We start from the raw sequence: 12,546 nt of genomic DNA, 5'->3' as shown, positions 1-12,546 counted from the left end.
GAGACCTTTTGCATGCCGCGAGGGCGCGGCTCAGACCACCCGCCCCGCCTTGCCATCCGTCCATCGCAGCAGGATGGTACCATGGGTGGCCGGGTGGCAAGGCGGGGCGGGTGGTCTGCGTTCACGAAAGTGACCGCCCGCGTAAAGCACCCTTGCACCATCTGCCAAGTGTTTCGACTGGCGCAATGCGCGAATGGCACTTAGATATCCCCCATGAAATTTGCACGCGCTGTCTGGAGCATCCTCGTCGCCATCAAGGACGGGCTCGTGCTCCTCCTTCTCCTGCTGTTTTTCGGCGGGTTGTCGCTGGCCCTGTCCAACCGGCCGACCGAGGCGCGCGTACAGGACGGCGCGCTGGCGATCACGCTCGACGGCCCGGTGGTCGAGGAACGCAGCAAGGTCGAGGCACGCGCGCTGCTGCTGGGCGGCGGCAAGCCGCATCGGCAATACCTGGCGCGCGATGTGGTGCGCGTGATCGAGGCGGCTGCAAACGACAGCCGTGTCCACGCTGTCACGCTTGATCTGGAAGATTTCGGCGGGGCCAGCCGGGTCACGCTGTCGCGCATCGGAACGGCGATCGACAAAGTGCGCCATGCCGGAAAACCCGTGCTGGTGCGTGCCGTGTTGTACGAAGATGGCGCGTATCAGCTGGCGGCGCATGCCAGCGAAGTCTGGGTCGATCCGCTGGGCGGGGTCATGGTGCGCGGGCCGGGCGGAACGATGCTGTTCTATCACGACTTGCTCGATCGCCTGAAGGTCAAGGCGCACGTGTTCAAGGTGGGCACCTACAAAAGCGCTGTCGAACCGTTTGTGCGCAGCAATCTTTCGCCCGAGGCGAAAGAGGCGGAAAATCAGGTTTACGGCGCCTTGTGGCACCATTGGCTGGACGAAGTGAAGGCGGTGCGCCCCCATGCCGATCTGTCGCTGGTAACGACCGATCCGGTCAAATGGCTGAATGCGTCGGGCGGCGACGCGGCCAAGGCTGCGCTGGCTGCCGGCCTTGCCGACAAGATCGGCGACAAGGCGGCCTTTGGCAAAAGGGTTGCCGAACTTGTCGGCAGCGACAAGGCGCCCGGCGCCCTGGCCTACAAGGCCACGCGCTATGCCACGTATCTGGCGCGCCTGCCGGCCAATGACAAAGGCAAGGCGATCGCGGTTGTGACCGTTGCGGGCGATATCGTCGATGGCGACGCCGGGCCCGGCACCGCCGGCGGCGATCGCATCGCGGCCCTGATCGACAAGGCGACGACCAGCGGCGACTATGCCGGGATGGTGGTGCGGGTCGATTCGCCGGGCGGTTCGGTCCTGGCATCGGAACGCATCCGCAGCGCGATTGCCCGGTTCAAGGCAAAGGGCGCGCCGGTCGCGGTGTCGATGGGCGGGCTTGCGGCCAGCGGCGGTTACTGGGTGTCGACGCCCGCCGACCGGATCTTTGCCGAACCCAACACGATCACCGGATCGATCGGCATTTTTGCCGTGATCCCCACCTTTGAAGACACGCTGGGCAAATACGGCATCGGCACCGATGGCGTGCGCACCACCCCCTTGTCGGGCCAGCCCGACGTGCTGGGCGGCCTCAGCCCGGCGATGGAGGGCGTGCTGCAGGCGGATATCGACATGGGCTATCGCCGGTTTGTCGGGTTGGTCGCGGCATCGCGGCATCAAAGCCCCGAGGCGATCGACAAGATCGCGCAAGGGCGGATCTGGGATGGCGGCACCGCGCGCCAGATCGGGCTGGTCGACGAATTCGGCGATATGGATCAGGCGCTGGCCTGGGTGGGGCATCGGCTGGGCGCGGGCAAGTATCACCCGGTCTATCTGGGCGATGTGGCCGACGGGTTTGCCGGCTTTCTGCAACAGGTGTTCGATGACGACAGCGAAGGCGACACCCATGACGACAGCGCGCACGACCTGTTTGGCCGGGTTTCGCTGGCGCAGTCGGCGCTGGCCGGGCAGCTTGCTGCGGACCTGGGGCGGCTGCTGGGTGGCCACGGGGCGCAGGCCTATTGCCTGGAATGCGCCGGCCTGGCGACGCCTGCGGGCGATACCGTGGCGGTGACTGCCGAACGCGCGCAATGGATGTCGCGGCTGCTTGATCCAAAGCGCTGAAGCGACCGCTTGCCCTTTTAGATTGGCTGCTATAGGGGCGTCGCTCGCCTTTCGCCGGACGCGGGCGTGGCGGAACTGGTAGACGCGCTGGATTTAGGTTCCAGTATCGCAAGATGTGGGGGTTCGAGTCCCTTCGCCCGCACCAGAGCCGTCGGCCCGGCTCCGCTTTTTCGAACACGACACGAATACCCGTATCAACGATGTCGACAAGAGAGTTGGATCTAACCGAGATGCAGATCGTCGAAACCAGCAACGAGGGCCTCAAGCGCGCCTTCTCCGTGACCATTCCGGCTTCGGACATCGCCGCGCGAATCGAAGGCGAGATCAAGAAGATCGCACCGCAGGTGCGCATGCCCGGCTTCCGCCCCGGCAAAGTCCCCGCCAACCTGGTGCGCAAGCTGCACGGTCCGGCGATCCACCAGGAAGCGTTGCAGACGTCGATTCGCGAAGCGCTCGACAAGCTGGTTGCCGACCAGGGCCTGCGCCCGGCGACCCAGCCTGCGGTTTCGCTGGCCGATGGTTATGACGAAGGCAAGGACGCGCAGCTTGACGTTTCGCTCGAAGTGCTGCCGGTGATCGCAGCGCCGTCGACCGACGGGCTGACGCTGGAAAAGCTGGTTGTGCCGGTCAGCGATGCCGAAGTCGAAGAGGCCGTGGCCCGCATTGCGCAAGGCCAGAAAAGCTTCACCGACGCCAAGAAGGGCGCCAAGGCGCGCGACGGCGATCAGATCGTGATCGATTTCGTGGGCAAGCTTGACGGCGTGGCATTCGACGGCGGTACCGCCGAAGATGCCCCGCTGGAACTCGGCGCGGGCCGTTTCATCCCCGGCTTTGAAGAACAGCTGGTGGGCGTAAAGGCAGGCGAGGAAAAGACGATCAACGTCACGTTCCCCGAAGACTATCCCGCCGACCACCTCAAGGGCCAGGTCGCCACGTTCGACATCACCGTCAAGGCGGTGAAAGTGCCCGGCGAATTCGAAGCGACTGACGAATTTGCCAAGCAGCTTGGTCTGGAAAGCATCGAACAGCTGCGCGGCCTGCTGCGCGGCCAGCTCGAACAGGAACTGGCCGGGCTGACCCGCACGCAGATGAAGCGTCAACTGCTGGACATCCTGGCAGCCGGCCATGATTTCGCAGTGCCGCCGTCGATGGTCGAAGCCGAATTCGACCAGATCTGGCAGCAGCTGACGCAGGAAGCCGGGAACGAAGAAAACCCGGAAGACGCGCTGAAGGAAATCGAGGCCGAAAAGGACGATTACCGTCGCATCGCCGAACGGCGCGTGCGCCTGGGCCTGTTGCTGTCGGAAATCGGCCAGGCCAATGGCGTGGCGATCACCAATCAGGAAATGGACATGCTGATCCGCCAGGCGGCGCAGCAGTACCGCGAACAGGATCGCCAGCGTTTCCTCGAATATATCCGCTCCGAACCGATGGCCGCAGCACAGCTGCGCGCGCCGCTGTACGAGGACAAGGTTGTCGATTTCCTGTTCGACAAGGCCGAAGTTTCAGAACGCGAAGTGACGCGCGACGAACTGCAGGCGGCGATCGAAGCCGACGAAAACGGCAATGCGCCGGCCGCTGCCGAAGCGCCGGCCAAGGCTGAGCCGAAGAAGAAGGCTGCGCCCAAGAAGAAGGCGGCGGCTGCAGCACCTGCCGCCGATGCGCCGACAGCCGAAGCGGTCGAAGATGCCGCTCCGGCTGCCGAAGCGGCGCCCGCACCCAAGAAAAAGGCTGCGCCCAAGAAGAAGCCCGCGGCCAAGGATGCCGCCGCCGAATAAGGCAGGCGTTTTGCAGACCGGACTGAAAAACGGGGGTGATCCGCAAGGGTCGCCCCCGTTTTCGTACGTAGCGTTGATCCGGATGGACGCTGCGAATCGGGCTATGAGACAGTGGCATCGTCAACGAGACCTGAAGGGGACTCTTGCGATGCATACCGTGCGAAATCGCCTGGCCCAAAGCCCGCGCCGCGGCCGCAAACAGGCGCCCCCGCCCACCACGCGCGACGATGTCGCGTTCCTGCTGCGCGATGCGGCACCACCGCGCAATTTTCCCGCCGATCTGGTTGTGCCACCGCACCGCGGGGCCATGATTATCGCATCCCCCTGGCCCTTGCCCGCGGTTCCCGCGCCGATCGAGCCGGCGGCCGGGTCTGCCCGACCGCCGCACGCGCAGCAAAGCCAAAAGGCCGCACGCAAAGCCGCGCGCCGCGCCGCAGCGCAGGCCCGCGCCCACCAGCACGATGCAGCGCGTTGCGCAGACCAGATCATACCCCCATCGTACCCGGACAATGCCGAAACCATTCCCGTCCGGGACGCGCCTGAGTGCCATCAGGCACTATCCCTGCCGCCGGAGCCGGCGGCGCGGGTGGATCGGCCAGCCCCGGCCGAGGTTGCACACCATCCCGATGTGCCCTTGCCATCCGCCCGCGCGCTGGTCCCCCGGCGGCAGGGCTTTATCGATGTTCTGGCGTTTGCCTTGCGCGACAGCGGGCGCCGCCTGGCGCGCTGGTCATCGGCGCGCCGGCGCGCCGATGACATGAAGGACAAACTGGCCCGGGCCGAAGCGCGAATGCGCGCGCTGGAGGCGCAACTGGCTGCGCTGCAGGCGATCCGGCAACGGGTTCGCAACTAGCGCGCGCGCCAGGGTTCCAGCGTTGGCGCAGGCAGGGGTGCGGTGCGGGCCTGTTCGTATGCTGCGCCTGCCGCCAGCACATGCGCATCGTCCCAGGCGGTGCCGATGATCGACAGCCCGACCGGCAGGCCATCGACCGCCCCCATCGGCACGGTCAGGTGGGGGTATCCTGCGATGGCGGGCAGGTTGCCTGCACCGACCTCGATCCCGTGATCACCCGTCACCAGATCGATCGGCCAGGCGGGCGCCGCGGTCGGCGCGATCAAAAAGGCGACGCGATGTTCGGCCAGCAGCCGGTCGATCCCGTCCCTGCCCGCCAGCCGCAGCGAATTGGCGCGCGCCCTGGTGTAGGCGGCGTGATCGGTCAGCGTCTCGGCGGTTTCAAACAGATCCTGGCCAAACCAGCGCAGTTCGCTGTCGGCATGGGCGCGGTTGAACGCGATCACGTCGGCCAGGCTGCGTACCGGAACCTTGCCCGGCAGCCCCGCCAGATACCCACCCAGATCAACGCGCAATTCGTACAGCAGGACGGTCAGTTCATCGCGGCCCATCGTCTGGTCGGCGTCGAATTCGATCTCCACCGGCTCGGCACCCGCGGCGCGCAGATCGGCCAGCGCATGGTCGAACAAGGCGCGCACTTTGGGATTGTCGCCCACCGCCTTGCGCAGCACGCCGACCCGCACGCCTTTCAGGCTGGCGCCCGACAGGGCTGCGACATAGTCGGTCTTGTAATGATCGGCCATGGCCGTGGCGGGATCGGCCGGATCGCTGCCTGCCATCGCGGTCAGCAGCAGCGCAGCATCGTGCACGCTGTGCGCCATCGGCCCGGCGGTGTCCTGGCTGTGGCTGATCGGCACGACATGGGTACGGCTGACCAGGCCAACGGTCGGCTTGAACCCGACAATGCCGTTCATCGACGCGGGGCAGGTGACCGAGCCATCGGTTTCGGTGCCGATCGCTGCCCAGGCCAGGCCCGCCGCCACCGCGGCGCCGCTGCCCGACGACGATCCGCACGGGGATCGGTCGGTGGCATGGGGATTGCGCGTCTGACCGCCGGTGGCGCTCCACCCGCTCGACGAATGGCTTGACCGGATATTGGCCCATTCCGACAGGTTGGTCTTGCCCAGGATCACCACGCCCGCGCTGCGCAACCGCGCGACCAGCGGCGCATCGCGGCCGGTAACATTGTCGGCAAGCGCCAGACTGCCGGCGGTCGTCGGGATCGGCTCGGCGGTTTCGATATTGTCCTTGATCAGGATCGGCTTGCCCGCCAGCGGTCCGGTCAGTGCGCTTGCCGCCTCGGCGGCGGCGCGCGCCTGGGGGTTGACCGCGATCACCGCGTTGAGCCGGGGCCCGGCATGGTTCAGCGCGGCAATCCGCGCCAGATAGGTATCAACCGATTCGTCGGCGCGCGCGGGGGTTCCGGCCAAAGCGGCGGCGGCCATCAACATGGTGGTGGTCTGGCGGTTCATCGTGCATGGTTCCCCGTGATTTTGTCCGATTTTGCGGACGAAGTCGCCCGATCGCAAGCGGCGAAGGGGGCATACCCCCCGCAATTGTGCGCAGCATCGGGTTAATGCCCTTGAACATCGCGCCGTGGCACGCGACATAGGCCAGGTAATCAAAGAACGAGGATATCCATGCTCGACATGTTTGGCGCGTCCGGCGCAATCTCCGGCGCCCTTGGAAAGTTCACACACGATCCCGTGACCGGGGCCCTGATTCCCGTCGTGGTCGAGCAATCGAGCCGGGGCGAACGCAGCTTCGACATCTATTCGCGGCTGCTGCGCGAACGCATCATCTTCGTCACCGGTGAAGTCGAGGACCATATGGCCTCGGTGATCATTGCCCAGCTGCTGTTTCTCGAATCGGAAAATCCGTCGAAGGACATTGCCATGTACATCAACTCGCCCGGTGGCGTGGTGACCGCAGGCATGGCGATCCACGACACGATGAAGTATATCCGGCCCAAGGTTTCGACGATCTGCATCGGCCAGGCCTGTTCGATGGGCAGCTTTTTGCTGGCCGCGGGTGAGCCAGGCCAGCGCATGGCGTTGCCCAATGCGCGGATCATGATCCACCAGCCTTCGGGCGGAGCACGCGGCATGGCGTCGGACATCGAGATCCAGGCGCGCGAAATTCTGCGCATTCGCAAGCGGATGAACGACCTTTATGTCAAATACACCGGCCGCGAGCTTGAGGAAATCGAGCGCGCGCTGGATCGCGACACGTTCCTTGAAGCCGACGAGGCGCAGGCCTTCGGGCTGGTCGACAAAGTGATCGAGTCGCGTCCCGCAACGGATCAGACCGGCGTTGTCGAAGGTACAGGCGCTGCGCCTGACGCGTAATTTTCCCTTGCAAACGGGGCCTTGGCGTTACGCCGGGGCCACGTTTGCCAGGGACTTTGCAATCTGTTTTGTGTCCGGTTGATTAATGCCCTTGGGGTAGTAGGATAAACGGACCCGCCTCTCGTGGAGAGGCGCCTGGGATCGAAGAATGACGAAACTTTCCGGATCGGATACCAAGAGCACGCTCTATTGCAGCTTCTGCGGGAAATCGCAGCACGAAGTGCGCAAGCTGATAGCCGGCCCCACCGTGTTCATCTGTGATGAATGCGTGGAACTGTGCAACGACATCATCCGTGAAGAAACCAAGGCCGGCATCGCCGGCAAGAAGGATGGCGGCGTGCCCACGCCGCGCGACATTTTCGAAACCCTGAACGATTATGTGATCGGCCAGGACCGCGCCAAGCGCGTGCTGTCGGTGGCGGTGCACAACCATTACAAGCGGCTGAAGCACAGCGGCAAGGGCGGCGAAGTCGAACTGTCGAAGTCGAACATCCTGCTGGTCGGGCCCACCGGGTCGGGCAAGACGCTGCTGGCCCAGACTCTGGCCAAGACATTCGACGTGCCGTTCACGATGGCCGATGCGACCACGCTGACCGAGGCCGGCTATGTCGGCGAAGATGTCGAAAACATCATTCTCAAGCTGTTGCAGGCCAGCGACTACAATGTCGAAAAGGCGCAGCACGGCATCGTCTATATCGACGAGATCGACAAGATCAGCCGCAAGGCCGAAAACCCGTCGATCACGCGCGACGTATCGGGCGAAGGCGTGCAGCAGGCGCTGCTCAAGCTGATGGAAGGCACCACCGCCAGCGTGCCGCCGCAGGGCGGGCGCAAGCATCCGCAACAGGAATTCCTGCAGGTTGACACGACCAACATCCTGTTCATCTGCGGCGGGGCGTTTGCAGGGCTGGAACGGATCATTTCCGACCGCCTGCAGAAGCGTTCGATCGGGTTTGGCGCGCATGTCGCCGATCCCGACAAGCGCAAGGTGGGCGAACTGCTGCAAAAGGCAGAACCGGAAGATCTGCTCAAATTTGGCCTGATCCCCGAATTCGTCGGCCGCCTGCCGGTCATCGCCACGCTCAACGACCTCGATATCGAGGCGCTGGTGCTGATCCTGCGCGAACCCAAGAATGCGCTGGTCAAGCAGTATCAGAAGCTGTTCGAGCTGGAAGACGTGGCGCTGACCTTTACCGAAGAAGCGCTCGAAGCGATCGCCAAACGCGCGATCGAGCGCAAGACCGGTGCCCGCGGCCTGCGTTCGATTGTCGAAAGCCTGCTGCTCGATACGATGTTCGACCTGCCAACGCTGGACGGCGTGGTCGAGGTGGTGGTCGACCGCGATGTGGTCGAAGGCCGCAAGGAACCGGTCCAGGTCCACAAGGGCAAGGAAGCCGCCTGAACCGGTAGTGATCCTCCCCGATGCCGGGGGGGATCAACGGCCGTTACACCACCGCTTCGCTGACAAGCGCGCAGTCATGCGCGTGATCGTCAACCTCGATCTGCACGGTGGCATGGCAAATGCTGAAATCGTGCGCAAGCGCGTGCGCCAGACCGTGCAGGAACGCATCGCCGGGATGGCCGGCCGGCATCACCAGATGCGCGGTCAGCGCGGTTTCTGTGGTGCTCATCGGCCAGATGTGCAGATCGTGAACAGCGGTCACCCCGGGCTGCGTGCCGAGGAACCCGCGCACTTTTTCCTCGCTGATGCCGGGCGGCACCGCCAGCAGGCTCATGTGCAGCGAATCGCGCGCCAGCCCCCAGGTGCTCCACCCGATCAGCCCGACGATCGCCAGGCTGACCACCGGATCGATCCACCAGGCGCGGGTCAGGCCGATCACCAGCGCGGCCACCACGACCCCGGCAGACACCGCGGCATCGCCCGCCATGTGCAGGAATGCCCCGCGCAAGTTGATGTCGTCGTGCCGCCCGCGCATGAACATCAGCGCGGTGGCGGTGTTGATGACGATGCCCACTGCAGCCACCGCCATCACCGGGCCGGTCACAATCGGCGACGGGTCAAGCAGGCGCCGCACCGATTCGATGGTGATTGCGCCCAGCGCCACCAGCAACAGCGACGCATTGGCCAGCGCGGCCAGGATCGAGCTCGACTTCAGGCCATAGGTAAACCGCGATGACGGCGGCCGCGCGGCCAGAACGGTGGCGCTCCAGGCGATCAGCAGCCCCAGCACGTCCGACAGGTTGTGCCCGGCATCGGCCACCAGCGCCATCGATCCGGCAAGCACGCCATAGACCGCCTCCACACCCACAAACAGGCTGTTGAGCACAATGCCGATGGCAAATGCGCGGCCAAAGCTGGCGGGCGCGTGGACGTGACCGTGCCCGTGATGATGGCCGTGATCGTGGTGGGCGTGATCGTGATGGTGGTGTGCGTGGGCCATGGGCGCGCTTGTAGCGAACACCAGGGTCCAAGGGAATCGCTTTGGCCAACAGGATGCCAGGGGGCCTGTAAGCCGGGTTCTGTCGTGCCGACGGTATCCGATATCGGACCGTATCGGCACGGGCAGCCATTCCTCTAGGCCAGGCATTACTGCGTGGCTCAAGCAACCAACCCGGGCTGCGCTGGGTCTTGTGGACCCATGGCGTGAAACGCGCCTGCCGGATATCCGGCGCGAAGCCCCTATTCGGTCTTGCTCCAGGTGGGGTTTGCCGTGCCGCGGCCGTTACCGGCGCGCGCGGTGCGCTTTTACCGCACCGTTTCACCCTTGCCGCCGGATTGCTCCGGTGTGGCGGTCTGTTCTCTGTGGCACTGTCCCTGACCCCCGGAACGAATTCCGCTAGCCGGCGGGCGTTACCCGCCACCCTTGTTTCATGGAGCCCGGACTTTCCTCGGCATCGATACAACGATGACGCGGCTGCCCGGCCCCCTGGCAGGAACGCGCCTAGCAGCAGAGGATGGAATTAACAATCCGTCCCCAGATCGCGCGAAATCAGCAATTCGAACAGCAGTGCGCCGATCTGGCTGTCGATTTCACCAGTGATCCGGTGCGGCCGCCAGCGGCGTTCAAACGCGCGGATCGCGGCCGCGCGGTCCGAAATGTCGTAGCCCAGCCGTTCGAGCGCGAGGAAGAATGCACCGTCGTTGTCATAGATAAGCCGCATCCGCGGCTTTGGCCGGGGTTGCGCCAACTGGTACCGCGCGAGCAGGTCCCAATCGAACAGTTCGCCGGGATCGGTCTTGCGCGCGGGCGCGATATCGGAATGGCCCACCACATTGGCCGCGGCAATCGCGTGGCGCTGCTTGATATCGGACAGCAGCGGCAGCAGCGCCTCCATCTGCGCGTCGGCAAACGGGCGATAGCCGAATTCATGCCCCGGATTGACCAGTTCGATGCCCACACTGGCCGAATTGATATCGGTAATCCCGCGCCAGTATGACCGGCCGGCGTGCCACGCCCGCTTGTCCTCGTCGACCAGCCGGGTCACGGTGCCATCCTCGTCGATCAGGTAATGCGCCGACACTTCTGCCGCCGGATCGCACAGCCGCTCGAGCGCGGCGCCGGCGCTTTCCATCCCGGTGTAATGCAGCACGACCATCGAAACCGGCAGCTGGCGCTCGTTCCAGTTGGGCGAGGGCACCTCGTGATGGATCAGCCACCGGTCCATAGGGGTCAGCGCGTCGGCAGCATAGCGCCCAGTACCAGCGTGTCGGCCGACAGGTGATATTGCAGCCCACCGCCCAGGCTTGCGGCCAGTTGCTGGATCATGAAGGCCGGCGCCGCCTTGCTCGACAGCGTCTCGGACGGCAGGGTGCCGTCAAGCGCGTGGCCGATCACCGGGTCGAACGCGATCCGTGCACCCGTGGCGCGCACCACGATCTCGGTGATCTGGCCCGTGTCGGTGTCATGCGTTTCGGCGGCAATATCCAATGTGCCACCGCGGACCAGTGCCTCGATCCCGATCATCGCCAGATTGAGCAGCGCCTTGACCGCGGGTTTGGGCATCGTGTCGCCGGCCAAAGCCCAGTTGGCGGCGATGCGGCCATTGCCGCCGACCAGCGCATCGATCACGGCGCGCGGTTCGGCCAGGGGCACCGATTCGCCAAATCCGCTGGCCGCACCGAACGCCAGCCGGAAAAAGCGCAATTTGTCGGCAGAGGCGCGCGCGCTCTGTTCCAGCAGCTCGAAACAGCGCTGGCGCATTTCCGGGTCTTTTTCGTCGGCAAGCAGTTCCAGCCCGTTGGACAAGGCGCCCACCGGGCTCAACAAGTCGTGGCACAGGCGTGAACAGAGCAGGCTGGCAAGGTCTAGCGATGCAATCGTCATGATCCGGATTCGGGCCCTTTGCTGGTGGCCGGGCGCGTCGAACGTTCCGGCGATGAACCGCCTTAACCGCCAAGCCCGCCATAGGAAAGCAGTTCGAATCCTGATGCCGCGACCCGCGCCGGTCTTGTCAGCGGGGGCAAAGGCCCCATATCGGCAAGTCTTATGGGGGAACGCGCACAAATCCTGTCCGGCACGATTGCCGACGGCGGCCAACGGCTCGACAAGGCGCTGGCCGATGCTTCGGGCCTGTCGCGCGAACGGATCAAGGCGCTGATCGGCGAAGGTGCGGTCATGATGGACGGGCAAGCCGTGGCGCAGCCGTCTGCCAAGGCCGGCGCCGGGGCGGCCTGGGCCATCCGTGTGCCCGCGCCCGCCACCGCCCAGGCTGCGCCGCAGGACATCGCCTTGGCGGTGGTCTATGAAGACGATGCCCTGATCGTGATCGACAAGCCCGCCGGGCTGGTGGTGCATCCCGCCGCCGGCAACCCCGACGGCACGCTGGTCAATGCGCTGCTGCACCATTGCCGGGGGCAGTTGTCGGGCATTGGCGGGGTCGCGCGGCCCGGGATCGTGCACCGCATCGACAAGGACACGTCGGGCCTGCTGGTCGTGGCCAAGACCGATGTCGCGCACGAAGGACTGGCGCGTCAGTTTGCCGATCATTCGATCACCCGCGCCTATCGCGCGATCACCGCCGGGGTGCCGATGCCGGCGTCGGGCACGATCCGTGGATCGATCGGGCGGTCGTCGCACGATCGCAAGAAGATGGCGCTGGTCGAAGACGGGCGCGGCAAACACGCGGTGACGCATTACCGCGTTTTGTCCGCGCTCGATGCGGCGGCGCTGGTTGAATGCCGGCTTGAAACCGGGCGTACCCACCAGGTGCGCGTTCACCTTGCGTCAATCGGTCATTCGTTATTGGGTGATCCTGTTTATGGTCGATGCCCCCCGCGATTGCGCCCTGTGCTTGCTGCGCTCGGTTTCCGGCGACAGGCGCTGCATGCCGCAGAACTGGGCTTCATTCATCCGGTTGATGCCCGCGCGCTCCATTTTACCAGCCCGACGCCGGTCGACATGCAGACGCTGCTTGTCGATCTGGGCGCGTGACAGCAAGGGAGCTATACCAAAAGGTCATGTTGTCAGGCGGCGATTCGCATGAGAATGGTGCAGCC

At 65.1% G+C, this 12,546-nt stretch carries 10 protein-coding genes, 1 tRNA gene and 1 other RNA gene; 7 read left to right on the top strand and 5 right to left on the bottom strand.

The features are described 5' to 3' along the window. The first annotated feature begins 213 nt into the window (after window positions 1–213). The 4 genes from sppA to G404_RS19855 all read left to right on the top strand — a co-directional run bounded on the left by sppA (window position 214) and on the right by G404_RS19855 (window position 4,740). Window positions 214–2,109, top strand: coding sequence for a signal peptide peptidase SppA (gene sppA, locus G404_RS0112555; protein ID WP_028641395.1), 1,896 nt, complete (start codon window positions 214–216; stop codon window positions 2,107–2,109). Window positions 2,110–2,169: 60 nt separating this feature from the next. Continuing rightward, window positions 2,170–2,254, top strand: a tRNA-Leu gene (locus tag G404_RS0112550). A gap of 85 nt (window positions 2,255–2,339) precedes the next feature. Beyond that, on the top strand, window positions 2,340–3,887 hold the full coding sequence (gene tig / locus G404_RS0112545) for a trigger factor (protein ID WP_028641394.1): 1,548 nt from the start codon (window positions 2,340–2,342) through the stop codon (window positions 3,885–3,887). A gap of 148 nt (window positions 3,888–4,035) precedes the next feature. Next, window positions 4,036–4,740: a hypothetical protein gene (locus tag G404_RS19855; RefSeq protein WP_051280651.1), complete on the top strand. Its 705-nt coding sequence runs from the start codon at window positions 4,036–4,038 to the stop codon at window positions 4,738–4,740. On the opposite strand, the gene G404_RS0112530 is transcribed toward G404_RS19855, so the two are convergent. Then, entirely contained in the window at window positions 4,737–6,212 is a 1,476-nt protein-coding gene (locus tag G404_RS0112530; RefSeq protein ID WP_028641392.1) for an amidase, read from the bottom strand. The two genes, G404_RS19855 and G404_RS0112530, sit on opposite strands and share 4 nt — an antisense overlap. A 168-nt stretch (window positions 6,213–6,380) precedes the next feature. Here G404_RS0112530 and clpP point away from each other — a divergent pair, with 168 nt between their 5' ends. Both clpP and clpX read left to right on the top strand, forming a co-directional pair. Beyond that, window positions 6,381–7,088 carry an ATP-dependent Clp endopeptidase proteolytic subunit ClpP gene (gene clpP / locus G404_RS0112525; RefSeq protein ID WP_028641391.1) on the top strand — a complete coding sequence of 236 codons (708 nt, stop codon included), beginning with the start codon at window positions 6,381–6,383 and terminating at the stop codon, window positions 7,086–7,088. Window positions 7,089–7,236: 148 nt separating this feature from the next. Further along, window positions 7,237–8,490 carry an ATP-dependent Clp protease ATP-binding subunit ClpX gene (clpX, locus tag G404_RS0112520; protein WP_028641390.1) on the top strand — a complete coding sequence of 418 codons (1,254 nt, stop codon included), beginning with the start codon at window positions 7,237–7,239 and terminating at the stop codon, window positions 8,488–8,490. A gap of 43 nt (window positions 8,491–8,533) precedes the next feature. Here clpX and G404_RS0112515 read toward each other — a convergent pair whose 3' ends face one another. From G404_RS0112515 to G404_RS0112505, 4 genes are all read right to left on the bottom strand, one after another. After that, window positions 8,534–9,490 (bottom strand): cation diffusion facilitator family transporter, encoded by a 957-nt coding sequence (locus G404_RS0112515; protein ID WP_028641389.1) that lies wholly within the window; start codon window positions 9,488–9,490, stop codon window positions 8,534–8,536. Window positions 9,491–9,542: 52 nt separating this feature from the next. Then, window positions 9,543–9,980, bottom strand: an RNA gene (gene rnpB, locus G404_RS19865) — RNase P RNA component class A. 30 nt (window positions 9,981–10,010) lie between these two features. Then, complete coding sequence (locus G404_RS0112510) at window positions 10,011–10,715, bottom strand: N-acetylmuramoyl-L-alanine amidase (protein WP_028641388.1); 705 nt, start codon at window positions 10,713–10,715, stop codon at window positions 10,011–10,013. A 5-nt stretch (window positions 10,716–10,720) separates the two neighbouring features. Continuing rightward, window positions 10,721–11,374 (bottom strand): histidine phosphotransferase family protein, encoded by a 654-nt coding sequence (locus tag G404_RS0112505; RefSeq protein WP_028641387.1) that lies wholly within the window; start codon window positions 11,372–11,374, stop codon window positions 10,721–10,723. 162 nt (window positions 11,375–11,536) lie between these two features. Between G404_RS0112505 and G404_RS0112500 the strand changes: the two genes are divergently transcribed. After that, window positions 11,537–12,481, top strand: coding sequence for an RluA family pseudouridine synthase (locus tag G404_RS0112500; protein ID WP_028641386.1), 945 nt, complete (start codon window positions 11,537–11,539; stop codon window positions 12,479–12,481). Window positions 12,482–12,546 lie beyond the last annotated feature (65 nt).

It is taken from the genome of Novosphingobium acidiphilum DSM 19966, from assembly GCF_000429005.1.
Taxonomy (GTDB): Bacteria; Pseudomonadota; Alphaproteobacteria; order Sphingomonadales; family Sphingomonadaceae; genus Novosphingobium; species Novosphingobium acidiphilum.
Note: the sequence above shows the minus strand (reverse complement) of the source record. Positions and strands in the feature narration are given on the sequence as shown.